This is a genomic window from Acidobacteriota bacterium, from assembly GCA_030697165.1.
Taxonomy (GTDB): domain Bacteria; phylum Acidobacteriota; class Vicinamibacteria; order Vicinamibacterales; family UBA2999; genus 12-FULL-67-14b.
This window is the reverse complement of record JAUYQQ010000009.1, coordinates 221,026-241,059: the sequence shown is the minus strand read 5'-3', so window position 1 is coordinate 241,059 and position 20,034 is coordinate 221,026. Positions and strand designations below refer to the sequence as shown.

The window sequence follows — 20,034 nt, the reverse complement described above, 5'->3', positions numbered from 1 at the left end:
ATTGCTGGATACAGCGATTTGACGACGCGAAACGACATAGACGGAGGAGGCACGATGGCGGATCAAGACGGCTTCGAGGCGCTGCGGCTCACGCTCGACGAAGAAGCGCGGATGGGCGCGCGAATCAAGGTGGTCGGGGTGGGCGGTGGCGGCAGCAATGCCGTGTCGCGGATGGTGCAGGCCGGCATCTCCGGGGTCGAGTTCATGGTCGCCAACACCGATGCCCAGGCCCTCAAGGCCAACCCGGCGCCGGTGAAGATCCAGATCGGCGGCAAGCTCACCAAGGGGCTGGGCGCCGGCGCGGATCCGAACGTCGGCCGGCAGGCCGCGCTCGAGGACACCGACGCGCTGATCCAGGCGCTGTCGGGAGCCGACATGGTGTTTGTGACCACCGGCCTTGGCGGCGGCACCGGCACCGGCGCGGCGCCGGTCATTGCCAGCCTCGCCACCGAGCTCGGCGCGCTGACCATTGCCGTCGTCACCAAGCCGTTCAAGTTCGAGGGGAAGAAGCGCTATCGGCAAGCCGAGCTGGGCCTCGAGTCGCTGCGTGACGCGGTCGACACCGTGATCACCATTCCGAACGAACGGCTGCTCTCGGTGATCGCCCGCGACACCTCGATGCTCGATGCTTTCGTCACCGCGGACGATGTGCTGCGGCAGGCGATTCAGGGCATCTCGGACCTGATTTTGGTGCCGGGTCTGATCAACCTCGACTTCGCCGACGTCAAGACCATCATGTCGGGCATGGGCGTGGCGATGATGGGCACGGCCATGGCCGAGGGGCCGTCGCGTGCGGTCGACGCCGCCAACCGCGCCATCTCGAGCCCGCTGCTCGAGGACGCGTCGGTGCGGGGCGCGCGCGGCGTAATCATCAACGTGACCGGCGGCCCCGACATGTCGCTGATGGAGGTGAACGAGGCGCTCACCATCATCCAGGAGTCGGCGCACGAAGACGCCAACATCATCTTCGGCGCGGTCGTCGACAAGGCGCTGACCAACAAGGTCAAGATCACGGTGATTGCGACCGGTTTCGATCACGTCAAGACCGACCGCTCGACACCGGCCCATGCCCCGATGCAGACGCCGACCGACATGTCGGCCTATTCGCAGCCGATTCGTGTCGACACCTCGACGGCAGCTCAGCCGCGGGCCTCGATCGTCCGCCGGCCGGCGCTCGACATGCCGGCCGCGGTGGCGCGGCCGGTGGCGGTGGGGCAGAACGGCGGGGATATGCCGCTGGCGGCACCGGAGGGTCCGCCGGGCGAATTCGACCTGAACCTCGACCTCGACGTGCCGGCCTTCCTCCGCCGGAGCGAGGGGTAGGGCTGATACAGTAGACAGATCCAGGGGAGCCGCGAGCGGCGCCGGCGTAACGCCAGCTCGGCGACTCCCCCGTTTCTGAATGAAGCCTCGACAGCAACGCGAGATCGCACAGGAGATCCTTTCCAAGGAAGTTGGCTACGTGCGCAAGCCGCACGCCAACCGGCTGCGGGTTGCCCTGATCTTCCCCAACAGCTACTTCGTGGGGATGTCGAACCTCGGTTTCCAGACCATCTACCGCCTGTTCAACGACCAGCCCGACATCGTGTGCGAGCGCGCGTTCCTGCCGCCCAAGCAGGAACTGGCCGCGCTGCGCGAAGCCGGCACGCGCATCGTCACGCTCGAGTCGCAGACGCCGGTGGCGGACTTCGATGTCATTGCCTTCTCGGTGTCGTTCGAGTGGGACTACACCAACGTCCTCACCATGCTGCGGCTGGCCGGCGTGCCGTTGCGCGCGGCCGACCGTGATTACACGCACCCGCTGGTCGTGATCGGCGGGGCGGTGACGTTCGTCAACCCGGAGCCGCTCGCGCTGTTCGCCGACGTGATTGCCGCCGGCGAAGGCGAGGCGCTGGTCCCGGCACTGGTGGACGCCATGTCGACCTCGTCGCGCAGCGAACAGCTGAAGCGGCTGGCGCAAGCGCGTGGTTACTACATCCCGTCGTTTTACGACGTCGAGTACGCCGCCGACGGCACCATTGCCCGCTACGTGCCGCGCGAGGGCACCGGCGCGCCGCCAGTCGTGCGCAAGGCGGCACTGAAGACCACCGAGGCGGTGGACCCGCCATCGACCACCATCTTTACGCCCGACACCGAGTTCGGATCGCGCTTCCTCATCGAGGTGGTGCGCGGGTGCGCGAACCTGTGCCGGTTCTGCTGGGCCGGCTACAACTACCTGCCGGTGCGCGCGTTCCCGACCGAGCGGATCCTGGCCCTGGCCCAGGCCGCCCGCGCCCATTCGTCGAAGGCCGGCCTGGTGTCGATCGCGCTGTGCGATCACCCCGACATCGAACACATCCTGCGCAGTCTTCGCGACATGGGCTACTCGATCAGCCCGGCGTCGCTGCGCCTCGACGACCTGACGCCGACGATTGTGTCGCTGCTCAAGGAGAGCGGCGAGCGCACCCTGACCATCGCGCCGGAAACCGGATCCGATCGCCTGCGCCGCGTCATCAACAAGACGGTGACCAACGCCGAGATCCTCGACAGCGCCGAGCTGATCTTTTCGAGCGGCATCGAGAGCCTCAAGCTCTATTACATGATCGGCCTGCCCACCGAAGACGATGACGACCTGGTGGCGATTCGTGACCTGACGCTGCAAATCCACGAGATCATGCTGAAGCACGCCCGGCCGCGCGGCCGGATTGGCCGCATTGTCGCCAGCGTCAACCCGCTCGTCCCGAAGCCGGGCACCGCCTACCAGTGGCTGCCCATGGAACGCACCGACGTCATCGAGGCCAAGATGAAGCGGCTGCGCGCCCTGGTGGCCGATGTCGACAACGTCTACTTCAACATCAAGAGCGAGCGGCACTCGTACTACCAGGCCCTGCTCTCGCTCGGCGACCGGCGCATTGCCGCGGCCATCGAGCAGGCCGAAGCCAACGGCGGCCAATGGCGCAAGGCCCTGGCCGACGCCGGCCTCGACGGCGACTTCTATATCTACCGCGACCGCACCAACGACGCGGTGCTGCCCTGGAACATCATCGACGGCGGCATGAAGGAGCCCTTCTTCCGCGCCGAGTTCGAGAAGAGCACGCGCGCCGAGTGGACCCTGCCGCCAAAGCGCGCCAAGGACAACGCGCGCCTGCTGCCGGTGATCAGTTGATCACCCGGCACGACAGCCGGCGGCGGTGCGGCGTCCTTCAACTGGCGACGGCCGCCTGCGACTCGAACTCGGAGTACGCCTGCAGCACCAGGTCGCGCACCTTGTCTTGCGCGGTCTGGTCGGTGACCGGCCGCAGCAGCGAGAAGCTGCGCCGCTCGCCGTTGACCGAATAGGTGCGGGAGGGAAAGGTGACGTTGCGGCCCACGCCGGTGCGGCGTTCCCACACCGCGAACCCGAGCAGCCTGAGCCCCTGCATCTCGCCATCGGTGAAGTGCACTTCCGCATCGGCCAGTTTCCCTGACGGTGTTCCCTTGTCGTTCGGCATGATCTTGACCACCATGGTTCTCTCCAGTTCGCGGGCAGCGGCCACCAGTGGCGAGCGGCCCGTCTTGTTGTGTTCGTTCACGCAATGGGAGCTATCAAGGGCGATGCCAAGGCGAAAGGCATCGAATCAGGCGCAAGATCGTGATCATCGCGGCGCCGACGGTAACGTCAGTTGCGCGTGGCCGGCGGTCGTCCAATGAGCCTGCCGCCGCCCGCGCCCGCATTTCGTTGGACTGTCGAGCCTTGGGGGCACGCGCTCAGGTGCACGCCGCTCGAGACGAGCGCGCAACACGTGTTCACATCAAAGCAACTGCAGTTGCCGAACCCTGAGGGGTGGGCGGCGGCCGCGGCGTCGGTAGGCGGAGCACCAGAACACGTGCGCCGCGTCAAGCAAGTCCACGGCAACGTGGTCCGCGTGCTGGCGCGGGGCAGCACGACCGGGGCCGATGCCACGGCGAAGCCCGATGGCGACGTGAAGCCCGATGGCGATGCCGTCGTCTCGAACGTGCCGGGTCTCGTGCTGGCGGTGATGGTCGCCGACTGTGTACCCATGATCGTGGCCGATCGCGCAAGCGGCGCCGCCGGCGCCATTCACGCCGGCTGGCGTGGCACCTGCGCGCGCGTGGGACCGGCCGCGGTCGAGGCCATGCGCCACCACTTCGGGACCGAGCCGTCGGACCTGACGGTCGCGATCGGCCCCAGCATCGGGCCTGGCGATTACGACGTGGGTGAGTCGCTGATCGAGATGTTCCAGCAGGCCGGGCACCGCGCCAGCGACCTGGCGCGATGGTTCAATCGTGGCGATGCGCGGCTGACCCTGGACCTATGGGCGGCCAACCGCGACCAGCTGATCGATGCTGGGGTCGCGGCCGGGCGCATCTTCGTTTGCGGTCTCAGCACCCTGGCCCACCCGGAGATCTTCGACTCGTACCGGCTGGTCGGCGAGCGGGCCGGCCGCATGGCTGCGGTGGTTGCGGTTCCGGTTCCGTTGTAAAGTTTGTGCCAGCACCATGTCGCGCGCTGCCACGGCCTCGTCCATTCTGAAGAGGTACGCACTCACCTCCGGTGGCGCGGGACTGATCACCGCCCCGTTCCTGGGCATGGCGGCCCTCACGGCCTTGCATCTCGCCCTGATTCGGGAACTGTCGCACTTGTACGGCGTCGAGTTCTCGAAGGAAAGCGCGCGCGGCATCCTGCTCGCCCTGGGCGCGGCGTTCGTGCCCGGGTGGCTGGGGTTCGGCTTGCAGAACACCATTCTCAAGCGCCTTCCCGTGATGACCGGCCTGGTTGGGTGGGTCGCCATGGCGGGGGGGTCGGCGGTCGTCACCTACGGCCTGGGCCGAACCCTGATCGAGCACTTCGAGTCGGGCGGCACCTTGACAGATGTCGACATGGAGAAGCTACACCGCGCATGGCGCCATGCCTTCTGGGCGCAGCACGCCGCCCATGACACTCCGGCCGCGTAACTGACGGGCGATCAGCGTCTGCCGGTCGCCAACAGCGTCGACAAGGCGCGGACGTACATCACGCCCTCCGACAGGGCTGGCGTCGCCATCAACATCTCACTCATCGAATTGGTAGCGATGAGCTTGAACTCCGGGCCCGCCATGAAAATTGAGAAGGCCGGAATGATCCCGGCCTTCTGCGGTTCACTGACTAATCGGTGGCCCCTAGAATTCCAGGCGCACGCCGAGCTGTGCTTTCCGGGGCGAATAGCTGGTGCTATACGCCGTGAGGAGGAGGAACTGCGGCGACGCCTGGTTCCCGGTCGGGTTGGCGAAGTTCGTGCGATCGGTCAGGTTGAACAGGTCGGCGGAGATCTCGAGCTTGCGCTGGCCCCCCACCTTGAAGGCATAGCCGACGCGCATGTCGAGGCCGAAGAACCCCGGACCGCGGGCGCCGTTGCGCGTCGGCGTGTAGCCGCTGACCGTGTAGGCATTGTTGCCGTTGCCCTTGTAGTCACCGGCCGGCAGCGGCTCGGCCTGCACGCCGTTGAGGTCGGGATCGACGTTGGCATTGGTCAGCGAGAAGGGCCGTCCGCTCAACGCGCGCGCCACCCAGCTGATGTTGAGGCCGCCGGTCCGCGGGATGAGAGCAGTGCCGCTGATCGTGAGGTTGTGGCGGTTGTCGAAGTCGGTGGGACCCTCGTTCAAGTCGAGCCGCAAGTCGTCGCGCACCTGGAAGCCGCTCTGCGGCGCGCCGTTGCCCGAGGTGTTGCCGTTCGACTTGGCCAGCGTGTACGACACTTGCGCGCTGTAATTGTTGCTGAAGCGTTTCTTCAACTGGAGCATCAACGCGTTGTAATCGAGCTCGCCGACGTTCACGTACTGAATCACGTTGGTGGTGAACGGGGCGAAGCCGGGGTACTTGGCGGCCAGGTCGGCGACCGCGGCGGTGAGGTCGGCGCTCGGCACGCGCGTCAGGGTCGAGGCCGCCACCGTGGCGTTCGAGCGGATCTGCGGATTGAGGACGCGCTGCATCAGCAGGTCGCGGCCGCGCGAGTAGATGTAGTCGGCGCTCACGCTCAGTTCCGCGCGCAGCTGGCGCTCGTAGCCGATACTGACCTCGTCCGTGTAGGGGGTCCGGCGGTCGGGGTTGTCCCAGGTGGCGCCGGTATTTCGCAGGCGCTGTCCGCCAGGGTAGAGCTGGTCGAGCAGCGCCCGGTTGAGCACCGGGCCGTTGACGAGGAACGGGTCAGTCGGCAGCTGTCCGTTGCGCGGGCCGTTGTCGGCCGCCGCGGTCGGGAAGTTCACGAGGAATGAGCTGGTGAACGGTGTCCCGGTGTAGAGGCCGCCAATCACCTCGAAGTGCGTCTTGTCGTAGAAGCGGCCGAGGCCAACGCGGACCACGCTCTTGCCGCCGATGTCGTAGGTGAAGCCGAGGCGGGGTGCCAGGTTGTTCTTGTCGACAGGGTGCTTGTCGACCAGCGGGTCGTCGTCTTCATCGGGAAACGGGATCAACTCGACGTCGTAGCGGGCGCCGAGGTTCAGCGTCACGTTGTTGCCGAGGCGCCACTTGTCCTGGACGAACCCCGAGATGTAATGCGCCTTCTGGTAGAAGATGTTGGCCCCCCCGACGCGAACCTGCAGCCGATCAGGATAGGTTGACGGAATACCCGGATTGAACGGCACATTGCTGCGCTGGAACTGGAAGGTCCCGTTCAGGTTGCCATCGTTGGTGTTGTAGGCGGTCGAGTACGAATACTGCGCGCCGAGCTTCAAATCGTGGTCGCCGCCCCGGCCCGGAATAAACCAGGCGAGGGTGTTCTCGACCTGGATGGCGTCGTTGATCCGCGACGAAGCGGTGTTGCTCTGCTGGTCGGTGTAGTCCTGGAACTGCAACGTGACCGGGCACTTCGTCATGTCGCGGCCGTTGGTGTTGAAGCAGTTGTTGGCGAAGGTGACGTTCTCGCGGGTCCAGCTGATGCGGAGGGTGTTGACCCTGGTGTTCGATAGCACCATGTTCAGGCTGCCCGCTACCGTCTGGTCGACGTCCGACTCCTCGCGGTTGGCTGCCGGCGTGACGGCGCCAATGATCTGGTTCACCTGCGGCGACTGCTCGCGGAGCCAGCGGATGCTGTAGGTCGTGTTGTTGCTGACCTGGTGGTCGCCGCGAATGATGGTGTTCCACACCCGGTCGGCCGTCACCTGGGTGCCGTTGAACTCCGGGCGTGCGGGGATATTGATGGCGTTCGGCCGGTCGATCGAGAATCGCTCCACGCTAGAAAAAAAGTGGACCTTGTTCTTCACGATCGGGCCGCCGTAGGTGCCGCCCCAGCGCTCGTACTTGGTTTCCGGCTTGGGCAGGTTGTTCTGCTTCGCGAAGAAGTGGTTGCTGGTGAGCTTGGTGTCCTGCACGAACCCGAACACCACGCCGCGGAAGTTGTTGGTGCCGGCCTTGGTTACGGCATTGACAACCGCGCCCGAGGTACGGCCGTACTGCGCGTCGTACTGGCCGGTGATCACCTGGAACTCCTGGATCGCCTCGATCGGGGTGCGCGCCTGCGTGCCCGCTCGCTGCCCGATCACGTCGTCGTTGTTGTTGCTGCCGTCGAGCATGTAGTTGTTGTTGCGCGGATCCTGGCCGTTCGCCGAGATCGAGTCGCTGCCGAACGATTCGGTGCTGACCGAGGGCACGATGCCCGGCAGCAGGCCGACAAAGCCGACGAAGTTGCCGTTGACGCTGGGCAGCTTGACCAGCGTGTCGCTGGTGATGTTGCCGCCCAGTTCCTTCGAGGTCAGGTCGACAATCGGCGAGACCGCAGTGACGTTGACGGTCTCTTCGAGCCCGCCCACCGACATGGTGACCTCGATGCTGGTGGTCCGGCCGACTTCGAGTCGCAAATCTTGGCGGTCGAACTTCTTGAAGCCTTGCAGCTCCGCCGTGGCGCGGTAGGTGCCGGGCACCAGGCCGCTGGCGATGAACGAGCCGTCGCCGGCGGACACGGTTTCGCGGAACATGCCGGTCGCCTGGTTGGTGACCGTGACCGTCACGCCGGGCAGCACGCCGCCCTGGTCATCGACGACCCGTCCGCGCAGTTCGGACGTGCCTTGCTGGGCCGCTGCTGTCGTTGCCGTGAGCACCAGCACGGCCAGCCCTATCCACATTCGTGATCTCATTTGAAGCCTCCAGGAGGACAACCAAGAACAACAATCCAAACTGCTACTTCACGCCGACGCCGGAAATCTCGCCCCGCAGCAACGCGTGCTTCATGCGATCGCTGCCGCAGTCGAGGTGGTCTTCCATCAACGCCTTCGCGGCCGCTGCGTCGCGGCCGGCGATGGCATGGACAATCTGGAGGTGCGCTTCGGCGGCGCCCGACTGAAACTGGCCGGGCGAGACGCCGAGCGACAGGAAGCGATCGATTTGTCCGAGGCACCGCTCGATCAGTTCGGTGGCCAGCGTGTTGCGGGCCGCGCGGGCGATCGCGAGATGGAACCGGGCGTTGGCCGCTTCCGCCTCGCGGTAGTCCCGGGCCGGCAGCGCCGCGAGCTCGCGCAAGAGCGCAATCTCATCGGGCGTGGCCAGTTCGGCCGCCCGGGCGGCCGCCGCGCCTTCGAGCAGGCGGCGCACATCGAAGTTGTCGTGGACAGTCTGCAGCGTGACCCGCGCGACAAAGTATCCGCGTCCCTGGATGCGATCGAGATACCCCTCCTGCCACAGGCGGGACAGGCCTTCTCGGATTGGTGTGCGCGACATGCCGTGGCTGCCGGCCAGCACCGGTTCCGAAAGCGGCGCACCCGGCGGGTAGCGCCCGTCAATAATGGCGGCCTTGATGCTGGCGTAGGCGCGGTCGACCTGGGAGGTATCAGCCAGAATGCAGCCAGTATACAGGCTGATTCAGGCTTGATTTCGCCATTGGTTCCAGAAAACGTGCAATCGCACTCAGGTCGTCTTGAGGGCGTCGGTGGGCTGAATATCGAGCGCGCGGCGAGCAGGAACGTAGCAGGCGAGCAGCGTCACAACCGCCACCACCCCTGCGGCCGTGATGCAGATCACGGCGGTCGTCGTCGCACTGGCGCTGACCGCCACCTCCGGCCCGAGCGACGCCGCAATCGCGACCGCTGGCACGCTGCCCACCAACACGCCCAGGCCGACCTGCGCCAGTGCCCGGGAGAATGTCGTCATCACGATGCGTCCGGACGAGGCGCCGAGCGCGAGGCGAATACCAATCTCCGTGGTCCGCCTCGACACGGTGAAGGCCATCAGGGCATAGACACCGGCGGTCGCCAGCACGAGGGCCACCAATCCGATGCCACCCAACAAACGGAGAAAGAAATCGATTGCCACGCGATCCGCCACTTTCAGCTGGTCGAGGGTCTGGACCTCGTCGAGCCGGAGTGAAGGGTCAACCTCCGCCCCGAGCACCCTGAGCCGCCACATCACCGGTGTGGTGTCGCCAGCGACATGAACGGCGACATACAGGGGGTAGGTCGCGTCAGCCGGCGTCGGTCGATAGACCACCGCATCGCTCGCCTTCTTGTGCGTCTCGGAGGTCAGGTCGCCGACGACGCCGACGATTTCGACCCAGGGGCCCGCCTCGGCGCCGTGCTCCCGGCCTGCCGCCTTGCGGTAGCGGCGGCCAACGGCGTTTCCGCCGCCCAGCACGTGGCGAACAAAACTCTGGTCAACCACGGCCACTTCGCGCCCAGGGGCGAGGTCCGCTTCCGTAAACGCCCGCCCGGCGACCACGGTCGCGTTGAACGTGGTCAACAAGCGCACGCCCGTCGCCGCGGTTTTCACGATCACGCCCTCGTCAGGCACTGCGAGACCTTCCACTTCGATCGGCAGCGAAAGGTGATTCATCCCTGGCACGCGCGACCCATATGAAATGCCCCGGACCGCCGGTTCCGCGGTCGCGCGCCGCGCGAAGTCGTCGTACCGTGCACCCAATCGGCGCCGGAAACGCGCGTCTTCCTCGGGATCAGTCGCCGGCCCATTCGGCACCTCCCGGTCCATGTTGAGACGCATGACTACGTACTGGTCGGCGCAGAAGGTCAGCTCCCGGTCGCCGGCATTCTGGAAGAACAGGCCCCAGCCGAGCGTGCCGGTCACGGCGAGGAAGACCACCGTCAGCGCGACCTGCGAGACGATCACTCCCGTCCAGATGCCGCCGAACTTCAGTCCGGGGGCCGAGCCGCCGGTGGCGTGCTTCAGCCGATCCTGCACCCGTGGGCCCGTGGCCTTGAGCGCCGGCACCACGCCGATCATCACCGCCGCGACGATCGCCAGCAGCGCGGCATATGCGAAGGTCTCCGGCGACAGCTGGTCATTCCACCAGAACCAGGTGCGCTGCCCCTGGCCCTCGGCCACGACCTGCATCACCCACAGCAGGCCGAAATAGGCCACGGCCAGGCCGATGACCGCCGCCATCGACGTCAGCACCAGGGCCTCGGCAAACAGTTGTCCCGCGATGCGCGCGCGGCTGGCGCCGAGTGCCGTGCGCACGCTGATCTCGGCCTCGCGGGTCGCGGTGCGCGCGAACACCAGGGTGGCGATGTTCGCGCCGCACACCACGAGCAACCCGACGAAGAACAGGTTGGCGGCGTAGAACACGATCGTCTGGATCTCTGAGTCTTCCACCGCCGACCACAGCGACTGGACGTAGAGCTTCACCACCGGCCGGATGTGCGTCTGTGTCTCCGGGAAGGCAGTGGCGGCTTGCAGGGCGATCGCCGTCAGCTCGGCCTGCGCCTGCGCTGTCCCGTAGCCCGCCGCAAGCTTGCCGAAGATCCGAAGGGGCGCGCCGGAGCGTCCGGGCGGGGCCGTGTTGCCCAGTTGCAGCGGCACCCACAGGTTGTGGCTGATCGGGAAGCCGAAGCCGGGCGGCATCACGCCGACGACCGTGTGGTGTGCCTGGTCAAGCTTGACCGCTCGGCCGACGACCGATGGGTCAGACCCAAAGCGCCCGGTCCACACGTCGTAGCCGAGCACGACGACCGGGGCGGCGCCGGCGCGCTCGTCGTCCGGGACGAGCGGGCGCCCATGCAAGGGCGGGACCCCGGCGATGTGAAACGCCGACGCGCTGATCTCGACGCCGCGCACCGGTTCCGCGCGGCCATCTTCCGCGACCAGGTTGCGATTGAGCGCGCGGTAGGCGCCGAGATCTTCGATCGAGGCGAGGCGGCCCCGCCAGCTGACGAACTCGAACGTCGCCCGGTGTTCGGGGTCGCCGGATTGTTGGTCCCAGTTCTGGATGCCGACGATGCGCTCGCCGTCGGGGAAGGGCAGGCGGCCATGCATCAGATCCCGGGTGAACTCGAGATAGCCGGCGCCGGCGCCGATCGCGAGCGAGAGCGCGAACACTGCGACCAGGGTCAGGCCCGGGTGCTTCATCAGCATGCGGACTCCGAGCCTGGTGTCGGTCGACAGCCCGCGCAGCCACGTCACGCCAAGGACATCGCGGCCGGCGCCGCGGTACTTCTCGATGCCGCCAAACGCGATCGCTGCCTGCCGCCGCGCCTCGGCCGGGTCAAGGCCCTGCTGGATCCTGCGTTCGGTCTCCATCTCGATGTGAAACCGCATCTCGTCGCGCATGTCCGCGTCGAGCTGTGCCGGGCGTCGCAGGCCGCGCCAGAGGATCCGCGCCCACGAGAACAGCTGGCGCATGTCAGATCTCCTGGCTCGTCGCGCGCAGGGCCGAGGCCATCGCCACCGCCAGGCGGTTCCAGCCGGCCGACTCGTCGCGCAGTCGTTGCCTGCCGGCGGTGGTCAACTTGTAGTACTTGGCGCGGCGATTGTTGTCAGAGAGGCCCCACTCGCTCTCGATCAGCCCTTGCGATTCGAGCCGATACAGAGCCGGGTAGAGCGCGCCCTGCTGAATCTGCAGGGCGCCGCCGGTAATCTGCTCAATGCGCAGCAGCACCGCGTAGCCATGCAGGGTTCCAAGCGAGACGGACTTCAGGATCAGCAAATCCAGGGTCCCCGGCAGAAGGTCGGCAGATCTAGACACGGCGGTCTCTCCTAAGTTGGTATAGGAAGATATGCCGGCCTCTCCTAAGTTGTCAAGGAGAGCCACTCAAGAGGCTGATTCACGGACAAATCGCTCTAACTGAGCTTGCCGCAGCCTAGAAGTGGTAGCAGCGCGACTCCAGACCTTCCCGAAATGCCGCCGCACGATAATAACGGGCTGTTTTGGGCGGCATCAGGTATGCATGAGCTAACGGCACATGAACACGGCCCTTGCCCCTCGTCAGGGCCCCCTTGCCCTCTGTACTCAAGACCTGCCTCGTGTGCAGCCGCTCGCAGAGAGCGCCACCCATTACGCACCGGGCGAGGTTATCTACAGTCAAGGTGATCGCGCGGAGCAGGTGATGTACCTCGAGTCGGGCTGCATCAAGCTGTCGGTGTTGTCGAGCGCCGGCAAGTTTGGGGTCATCGCGATGCTGAACTCTTGCCAATTCTTCGGCGAGGGCGCCCTCGCCGGTCAGCCGTACCGGACGGCGACCGCCCGCGCGGTCGGCCAGTGTTCGGTCATCTCAGTGGCCAAGACCGCGATGGCCGCCTTGCTCTACCGGCCGGACGACGTCTCGAGCCGGTTCATCGCTCACATCCTGAACCGCAACGTCCGGATCGAAGACGACTTGATCGACCATCTCTTCCACCCGGCCGAGAAGCGACTGGCTCGGACGCTGCTGCTGCTGGCGAAGGACCTGTCAGAGGGCGCGCCGCTAGTCACCGTGCCGCCGATCGCGCAAGAGACGCTGGCAGAGATGATTGGCACCACCCGCTCGCGGGTCAACTTCTTCTTGAACAGGTTCAAGAGCCTTGGCTTCATCGAATACCAGGCGGGCCAGCCGCTCACGGTCAACACCACCTTGTTGACCGCCCTCCTGTACGACTGACCCGCCTGTTTCGGCCTTAGTGCGTCGGTACGGCCAACGACCGGCCGACCGTGAACGGAATCTCACGAGCTGCCGTGTGGTTGCCGGCCCGCGACGAGGCTTCGAGCCGCAGCACGTAGTCGCCGGGCGCCATGCCGTTCAGCGGAATCTCGGCCCGGTAGCCGTGCGTCCGGGTGGTGGCCGAGGCGGCCATCGTCTGCGTCTCCGTGGCGGCGAAGACAGGGCTCGAGCTGCCATCGGGCACCACCACGACCTTGACGTCGACCTCGTGCGGCGACGGCGCCGACCGGTCGTAGATCTCGGCAAACACCGCCATCGTCTCCGTCGGGTCGAACGACCGGGTGGCCACCGGCGGCAGGGGCAGCGCCTCCTTCAGGAGCGGATCCGGCCGCGGCGTCATCAACCGTGGCGCCGCGGTGGACGTGATCACCAGTCCACTGAGCGCAAACGGCAGTTTTGCGTAGTCGGGAACCTCAGGTCGAGTGGCACGGTGCTGACGGCACCGCCGTTCGACTCGTGCAGGCCGACCCGCAGCTGGTAGCGCGCTGGCGGCAGTTCGATTCTCGACAGCATGCGCACCCCCCCGCCCGAGGTCAGCCGCTGGTGCGTCTCCGGTTTCAGCTTGAGGTTCAGCGTCTGGCGATCCGAGCCGCGGATCTTGCCGTCGTGATCGGCGGCGACAATCGAGAGTTCGAGATTCTCCAGGAAACGATCGCCCTGCTGCCGGTACTGCAACGCCGAACCGTCGATTTCAACCGCGAGCGCGACCGACGCGCTTTTGCCAGTGCCCTTGAACGGCGCGGCCCAGACACGCATGGGCACGTCGCCCACCGGCACGGGGTTGCCCAACGCGGCCGCCAGGGCCGGCGATGTCCCCGCCTTGACGCCGGTGTCGCGGCGTTCAGCAGACTTCAAGTCGGCTGGCACATAGCCCCGGCGTGCCCGGATCGTCAGGCCGGGCCGGTTTACTTTCACCTCGATCTTTCGAAACTTCCCGGGCGAGGTCGTGGGGTCGGCCACATACCCCAGGATGTAGTAGCGGCTGGTGTCACGCTCGATGCGCGCGAGGCCGCCGGCGAGGTCGCTCTGGCGGACGACGGCGAGGCCGCCGGTTTCCTGCGCGAGCGAGATCAGGCTTTCCTGCGCCATCAGCAACTCGTTGGCGAACCCGCGCGAAGTCCCGTAGTCGACCTGCGGGTCGTCCGAGAGGCTCTGGATCGTGATGGCCTCATCACCAAGCTGGGTCAGTCCCCGCGGATCGACTGCGAAGATTGTCACGTTGGCGCGCTGCGCGGCGGCAACCGCGTCGCGCGCGTCGGCCATGATGCTCGAGGCGGCGCGGTTGTTGAAGACATCGTAGATGTCGTACTCGATGCCTTCGCTGAACAGCACGAGCGACTTGCGGCGGCCCGGCACGTCCGACATCCATTTCGCGATGTTGCGGATGGCGCCCAGCGCGCGTTGCGCATTCATGCCCCGCTCGGCGTCACGCGGATCCTCCGTCCGCGACGTGGCGTTCGACGACGAGGCACTGCCGGTGTCGCCGCTCGAGTTCATGGCGCGTTCCAGGTCGCGATCGTTCAGGTGCACCGCGAGCCGTTCGGCGGTGATGGACGGTAGTTTCTGGCCGTGGAACCGGTCCACGGCGGCGAGCAGCAGCCGCCGGCTGGGCGTCAACTCCTGGCCGGCGTCGCTGCGGCCGCTGGTATGCACGACCGCGGCGAGGTCACCATCGGCGAGATGGCGTTCGATGAACTGCCGCGCGGCGCGCCTGACCGACTGCGATCGGAGTGCGTTGGTGTGCAGGTCGTCGAGGACGAGCACATAGAGCCGGCCTTCGAACCGGGCCGCGCTGGCGCGGACGTCGGGTTCCGCGGTGAGCGAGGTGGTCTTCCGCGTCTGCGCCGCCATCGGCGTATCGACGAGCTGAAAGACCGACGGCGTCTGCACCCGGCCCGATTCGAAGATTTTGAAATCGTCCCGGGTCAGGTCCCTCACGAACTCGCCGCGGGCGTCGGTGACGACCGCGTGGACTTCGACCAGGTTGACGTCGGTCCTGAAGGTGGCTGAAGGCTGCTGTGACGGTGAGCCGCCCTGCGCGTGGCCGGCAGCGGCGGTCAGTAAACAAGCAAGGGCGGTGGTAATCGCCTGGCGCATGGTAGTCGTCCCTCCTTTTGAAAAGACTCCCGCAGCAGGTGTCGAACTGTTCTGGAAAATAAAAATAATCAGCTCGAAAGGCGCCGTCAAGTTGAGCGAACGTTGCTCATGTCTCCCCTCGAGGAATGCGATGTCCTCCGCGTCACGCGGAGATACCCGCTAACATTCATTCAGGATGGCAACGCTCTACCTTGGAATCGCCCGCGCGCGGCTGGGACCGGCCGCCGCCTTAATCGACACCGGACGCGGCCTTGCGGCGTGCGAAGAGAATCGCCTGACGCGGGCGCGGCAGGCACCCACCCTGGGCGGCCCGGATCTGGCCATCGCCGAATTGCTCACTTTTCTCGGGCGCAAGGACCGCGACATCACCGCCACGGCGGTGGTCAGGGACGAGGACGCCACGCCGTGGGCCGTGGCCGGCCGGCGCGACGTGGCGGCGCACCAGGCGCATGCGGAATACGCGTTTCGCGCCTCAGGCTTCGGCTCCGCCCTGGTCGTCATCTGCGACGCCAGCGTTCCAAAGGGCTGGAGCGCGTGGCACTACCGGGGCACGGGCGTGACCGATGCCGTGCCGCTCGACGTGGATGCCGGCAACTTTCCGATCGCGCGCATCTACAGCGAGCTCACGGCGGCCCTGGGTCTCCTGCCCGCGCGCGACGAACACCTGACCGAAGCCATGGCGCGCGCCGGCGTGGACCGCCAGCACGGCCTCGCTGACGCCATTGCCGTCGCCGACGCCGGCATGCAGGTCCCCACCCGTTTTCGCGAGCTGGTGACCGACGCCGCCCGGGGTGACGCGTCGCGCCAGCGCGACGTCGCCGCGTCGGTGCAACGCCGGCTCGGCGAATGCCTCGTGGAGCTGCTGCGGCGATTGGCTACAGCATCGGGAGCCAAGGACGTGTGCCTGAGCGGTGGCCTGTTTTTCAACACCGACCTGAACACCACGGCGGCGCACTGCGGGGTGTTTGAACGCACGTTTCTGCCGGCGCATCCGGGACGAAACGGCAGTGCCATGGGAGCGGCCTTGCTGGCCGCGGCGGCGGCCGGTACTCCTGCTGTGTCGGGCACCTCAGGTGCTTACCTGGGGCCGGCGTATGACGCCGCGCAGATCAATGCCACCCTCGAGAACTGCAAGCTGTCGTTTGACCTGCAGCGCGACGAGCAGGTCGTGGAGACCGTGCTGGAAGCCATTGCGGCCGGGCGGCTGGTGGGCTGGTTTCAGGGGCGGCTCGAGTGGGGTCCGCGCGCGCTCGGGCACCGGACCGTGCTGGCCGACCCGTTCTCGCCGTACGTGCTCGACAACTTGAACGGGTATCTCAAGAAGCGAGCCGCGTTTCGGACCTACGGCGTCAGCGTCCCGCGGTCTCGCCTCGGCGACCTGTTCGTGGTGCCGGCCGGCCTCACCGGGCCTCCGCAGCCCTCTCCGTTCATGCAGTACGAGTACACGCCGCGCGATCCGGAACGGTTCCGCACGCTGCTGCCGAATGGAGCGACGACCGTGCGGGTGCATACGGTCGGTGAGGACGAGCCGCGCTACCTGCGGCTGCTGGAGCGCTGGGGTGAGTTGTCTGGCACGCCGGCGCTGGTGAACACCTCGTTCAACGGCTTTCACGAGCCGCTGGTGTGCTCGCCCCGGGATGCCATCCGCGTGTTCTACGGCACCGGCCTCGATCTGCTGGCGATGGAAGGGTTCGTGCTGCGCAAGTAGCGGGACCTCTTCTTCGTCGAGCTACGCGACCCACGTTCTTCACCTGTTTGGGTGCCTGGGGCCGGCGATACCGGGCCATCCTCGTGTATCATTCGCCCGCGACCACGACCGGTCGTCGCGATGAGGGGCGCAGGTCGCGCATCGACTGGAGCGATCATGAATCGGCGCGAGGCAATCCGAACGTTGGCCTCGGCGGCCATGGCGACGACGGTGCCGTGGTCAGGGGCGGCCCAACAGCCCTTCCGGTTTGGCTATGCGGCCATCACGTGGGGTGGCAACGATCGCCAGGCATTGGCCGATATCGAAGCCGTCGGGTTTCCCGGAGTTCAACTGCGGACCGCGGCCGTTGATGTTTTTGGCGACCGTCCGGCCGAGCTCAAGGAATTGCTCGCGCGTCACCACTTGACGATGGTGGCGCTCTCGAGCGGCAACCTCGGCATTGATCCGACTCTTGAAGCAGAAGAGATGGCGAGGCACACGCGTCACGCGCGATTTGTGCGCGACGTTGGCGGCCTCTATCTGCAGATCATCGACTCACGCCCAAAGCGTGCCATCACTTCAGCCGATTACCGGACCTTGGGCAGCCGGCTCACCGAGCTTGGAAAGCGAACGGCGGACGTCGGCATCCCACTCGGCTATCACCATCACATGGCGAGCCTGGGCGAGGCGCCCGACGAGATTGACCGCGTTCTTGACGCGGCCGATCCCCGTTACGTCAGGCTGCAACTGGATGTGGCTCACTACCTTCAGGGCGGTGGCGATCCGGCCGCGGCGATCCGGAAGTACGGCTCGCAGATCCTGTTCCTGCACCTCAAGGATGTCGAGACGCGCTCACCGGAACCCGGTCTAGTCCAGTTGCGGCCATATCGCTTCGTCGAGTTGGGCCGCGGCCGCGTCGACCTGCCAGCAGTCATGAAGGCGCTCGGGGAAGTCGGATTCAAGGGCTGGATCGTCGTCGAGCTCGATGCCGTCCCCGATGGCGCACGCAGCCCGAAAGAAGCGGCGGAGTTGAATCGCCGCTACCTCACCGACCGCCTGGGTCAAACGATTTGAGCGGAGCGATCGCTCCGAGATAGGCAGAGTTCGATGGACCGTCGCGACGTGCTGCGGGGATTGGCGAGTGGCGCGGCGGCACCGCTCCTGGGATCGCTGTTTCCAGACGAGTTGCTGGCGTGGGGCAGGGAAGTGCATCTCGCCGTTGGTGCCGGCCAGCCGGCCGCCGACTCACTGCCGGGATCCGTGGTGCAGACCCTCACCGCCGCGTGCGAGCGCATCATCCCCGCCGACGACACGCCTGGCGCCACGGCCGCCGGCGTGCCCGCATTCATCGACCGCATGCTCCGGGATTGGCACGACCAGGCGGAACGAACCCGCGTCGTTGCCGGGCTCGAATCACTCGACGCGCTGGCGCGAACACGATTTGGCCGCTCGTTCGCCGCATGCCCGAGTGCCGAGCAGGACGCGCTCCTTCTGGAACTGGATCGAGAAGGGCCCACTCACTGGTTCGGAGCGGTGAAGTACCTCACCATCTGGGGCTACTTCACTTCCGAGGTCGGTGTCGTCCGGGAGCTCGGCCAATGGCCTTTGCCTGGACGTTATGACGGTTGCGCGCCGTACGCGCCCCGGCCTCGGAAAGCACAGGTTCAGCCATGAGCCAACAGAACGCTCCGGACTACGACGCGATCGTCATCGGCTCCGGCATGACCGGCGGCTGGGCCGCCAAGGAACTCACCGAGCTTGGGCTGCGCACCCTCGTGCTCGAGGCCGGGCGCCTGCTGGTCCCTTCGGAGGACTACTCGGAGCACAAGCCCGTCTGGGCCATGCCCTTTCGGGGCCTGGGCGATCGCCGATACGTGGAGAGCCGTCAGCCGAAGCAACGCCGATCGGTCTCGTTCGATGAATGGAGCCATCGTTCGTGGGCCGACGATGTGGACAATCCGTACACGACTCCTCAAGACAAGCCATTCGACTGGTTTCGATCGCGGCAGGTGGGCGGCAAGTCGACGATCTGGGGCCGCCAGGTCTATCGCTGGAGCGACCTGGACTTCGAAGCCAACGCCCGCGACGGCATCGCCGTTGACTGGCCGATTCGCTACCAGGACCTCGCGCCGTGGTACGACCGTGTCGAGTCGTTCATTGGCGTGAGCGGCCAGCGCGAGGGCCTGGCGCACCTGCCTGATGGTCCGTTTCTGCCGCCGATGACGATGAACTGCGTCGAGACGCACGTCGCCGAGCGCATTCGCTCATCGTTTCCCGGCGAGCGGTTGATGACGATCGGCCGCGCCGCGGTGCTGACCGCACCCCTCAACGGCCGGGCCGCCTGTCACTACTGCGGACCGTGTCATCGGGGTTGCGTGACGCGTTCGTACTTCAGTGCGCTCAACGCCACGCTCCCGGCAGCTGAGGCGACCGGCCGGATGACTCTCCGCCCATACAGCATCGTGAGGCACCTGACGGTCGATCCGTCGAGCGGCAAGGTATCGGGAGTACACGTCATCGACGCGCAGACCCGGGTGTCGCACGAGTTCCGGGCGCGCATTGTCTTCTTGTGCGCGTCGGCCATCGAGAGCAGCCGCATCCTGCTCAACTCCCGGACCGCGCAGCACCCAGACGGCGTGGCCAACTCCAGCGGGCAAGTCGGCCGCAACATCATGGACCATATCAAGTGGGGTGGCGCCACCGGCGAGTTCGACGGCTGGACCGATCGCCGGGTCAGCGGTGCGAGACCCAACGGCATCTATGTGCCGCGGTTCCGCAACGTCGGCACCCGCCACAAAGACTTCATTCGCGGCTATGGCTTCCAGGGAGGCGGCTCCCGTCCGGGGTGGCAGGCGCGGGTTCAAACCCCCGGCATTGGTATCGGGCTCAAACGAACGTTGAGCGACCTTGGCCCGTGGACGATGGCCTTGAACGGCTTCGGCGAGATGCTGCCGCGCGCGGAGAATCGCTGCACCCTGCACCCGACCACGGTCGACGCGTGGGGCATCCCGGTGCTGCACATTGACTGCGCCTGGGGCCCCAACGAACTCGCCATCCACAAGGACATGAACGTGACGGCTGCCGAGATGATCGAGAAGGCCGGTGCGAGGCGGGTTCGGCCCGACACGCGGATTAGCACGCCCGGCAATACGAACCACGAAATGGGCACTGCCCGCATGGGACGGGATCGCCGCACGTCGGTGCTGAACGGCTGGAACCAGGCCTGGGATTCGCCCAACCTGTTCGTGACCGATGGCGCGTGTATGACGTCGAGCGGTAATCAGAACCCGTCGCTCACCTACATGGCGCTTACGGCCCGCGCGTGCCATTACGCGGTGGACGAGATCAAACGCGGCACTCTCTAGCGGCCAGCTTGC

The 20,034-nt window shown here is 66.5% G+C and carries 16 protein-coding genes; 9 read left to right on the top strand and 7 right to left on the bottom strand.

The genetic code is table 11. From position 1 onward, the window contains the following. Positions 1-54 precede the first annotated feature (54 nt). Positions 55-1,323 carry a cell division protein FtsZ gene (ftsZ, locus tag Q8T13_09355; protein MDP3717954.1) on the top strand — a complete coding sequence of 423 codons (1,269 nt, stop codon included), beginning with the start codon at positions 55-57 and terminating at the stop codon, positions 1,321-1,323. Between the two features lie 79 nt (positions 1,324-1,402). Continuing rightward, positions 1,403-3,145, top strand: a complete 1,743-nt coding sequence (locus Q8T13_09350) for a radical SAM protein (GenBank protein MDP3717953.1) — start codon at positions 1,403-1,405, stop codon at positions 3,143-3,145. Positions 3,146-3,182: 37 nt separating this feature from the next. On the opposite strand, the gene Q8T13_09345 is transcribed toward Q8T13_09350, so the two are convergent. Then, positions 3,183-3,551 carry a hypothetical protein gene (locus tag Q8T13_09345; protein ID MDP3717952.1) on the bottom strand — a complete coding sequence of 123 codons (369 nt, stop codon included), beginning with the start codon at positions 3,549-3,551 and terminating at the stop codon, positions 3,183-3,185. 210 nt (positions 3,552-3,761) lie between these two features. On the opposite strand from Q8T13_09345, the gene pgeF reads away from it, so the two are divergent. Both pgeF and Q8T13_09335 read left to right on the top strand, forming a co-directional pair. Continuing rightward, entirely contained in the window at positions 3,762-4,463 is a 702-nt protein-coding gene (pgeF, locus tag Q8T13_09340) for a peptidoglycan editing factor PgeF (GenBank protein ID MDP3717951.1), read from the top strand. Between the two features lie 16 nt (positions 4,464-4,479). Further along, a complete protein-coding gene (locus Q8T13_09335; protein ID MDP3717950.1) occupies positions 4,480-4,935 on the top strand; it encodes a DUF697 domain-containing protein in 456 nt (151 codons plus the stop codon). 204 nt (positions 4,936-5,139) lie between these two features. On the opposite strand, the gene Q8T13_09330 is transcribed toward Q8T13_09335, so the two are convergent. The 4 genes from Q8T13_09330 to Q8T13_09315 form a co-directional block, all read right to left on the bottom strand. Further along, entirely contained in the window at positions 5,140-8,076 is a 2,937-nt protein-coding gene (locus tag Q8T13_09330; GenBank protein ID MDP3717949.1) for a carboxypeptidase regulatory-like domain-containing protein, read from the bottom strand. Positions 8,077-8,131: 55 nt separating this feature from the next. Next, complete coding sequence (locus Q8T13_09325) at positions 8,132-8,785, bottom strand: GntR family transcriptional regulator (GenBank protein MDP3717948.1); 654 nt, start codon at positions 8,783-8,785, stop codon at positions 8,132-8,134. A 69-nt stretch (positions 8,786-8,854) separates the two neighbouring features. Next, positions 8,855-11,578 carry an ABC transporter permease gene (locus Q8T13_09320; protein ID MDP3717947.1) on the bottom strand — a complete coding sequence of 908 codons (2,724 nt, stop codon included), beginning with the start codon at positions 11,576-11,578 and terminating at the stop codon, positions 8,855-8,857. Position 11,579: 1 nt separating this feature from the next. Beyond that, positions 11,580-11,921 (bottom strand): PadR family transcriptional regulator, encoded by a 342-nt coding sequence (locus Q8T13_09315; protein ID MDP3717946.1) that lies wholly within the window; start codon positions 11,919-11,921, stop codon positions 11,580-11,582. A gap of 280 nt (positions 11,922-12,201) precedes the next feature. Between Q8T13_09315 and Q8T13_09310 the strand changes: the two genes are divergently transcribed. Continuing rightward, positions 12,202-12,813, top strand: a complete 612-nt coding sequence (locus Q8T13_09310; GenBank protein MDP3717945.1) for a Crp/Fnr family transcriptional regulator — start codon at positions 12,202-12,204, stop codon at positions 12,811-12,813. A gap of 16 nt (positions 12,814-12,829) precedes the next feature. Here Q8T13_09310 and Q8T13_09305 read toward each other — a convergent pair whose 3' ends face one another. Together Q8T13_09305 and Q8T13_09300 are read right to left on the bottom strand one after the other, a co-directional pair. Further along, positions 12,830-13,243 (bottom strand): hypothetical protein, encoded by a 414-nt coding sequence (locus Q8T13_09305; protein MDP3717944.1) that lies wholly within the window; start codon positions 13,241-13,243, stop codon positions 12,830-12,832. Beyond that, the gene (locus Q8T13_09300) at positions 13,240-14,970 is read right to left on the bottom strand and encodes a VWA domain-containing protein (GenBank protein ID MDP3717943.1); all 1,731 of its coding nucleotides are present in this window, start codon (positions 14,968-14,970) and stop codon (positions 13,240-13,242) included. The genes Q8T13_09305 and Q8T13_09300 overlap by 4 nt, the downstream gene beginning before the upstream one ends. Before the next feature lie 175 nt (positions 14,971-15,145). On the opposite strand from Q8T13_09300, the gene Q8T13_09295 reads away from it, so the two are divergent. From Q8T13_09295 to Q8T13_09280, 4 genes are all read left to right on the top strand, one after another. Then, positions 15,146-16,678 (top strand): carbamoyltransferase C-terminal domain-containing protein, encoded by a 1,533-nt coding sequence (locus Q8T13_09295; GenBank protein MDP3717942.1) that lies wholly within the window; start codon positions 15,146-15,148, stop codon positions 16,676-16,678. Between the two features lie 156 nt (positions 16,679-16,834). Continuing rightward, positions 16,835-17,731 carry a sugar phosphate isomerase/epimerase gene (locus Q8T13_09290; GenBank protein ID MDP3717941.1) on the top strand — a complete coding sequence of 299 codons (897 nt, stop codon included), beginning with the start codon at positions 16,835-16,837 and terminating at the stop codon, positions 17,729-17,731. 33 nt (positions 17,732-17,764) lie between these two features. Next, positions 17,765-18,331 carry a gluconate 2-dehydrogenase subunit 3 family protein gene (locus Q8T13_09285; GenBank protein MDP3717940.1) on the top strand — a complete coding sequence of 189 codons (567 nt, stop codon included), beginning with the start codon at positions 17,765-17,767 and terminating at the stop codon, positions 18,329-18,331. After that, the gene (locus Q8T13_09280; GenBank protein ID MDP3717939.1) at positions 18,328-20,022 is read left to right on the top strand and encodes a GMC family oxidoreductase; all 1,695 of its coding nucleotides are present in this window, start codon (positions 18,328-18,330) and stop codon (positions 20,020-20,022) included. Before Q8T13_09285 ends, Q8T13_09280 begins: the two co-directional genes overlap by 4 nt. The last annotated feature ends 12 nt before the right edge of the window (positions 20,023-20,034 follow it).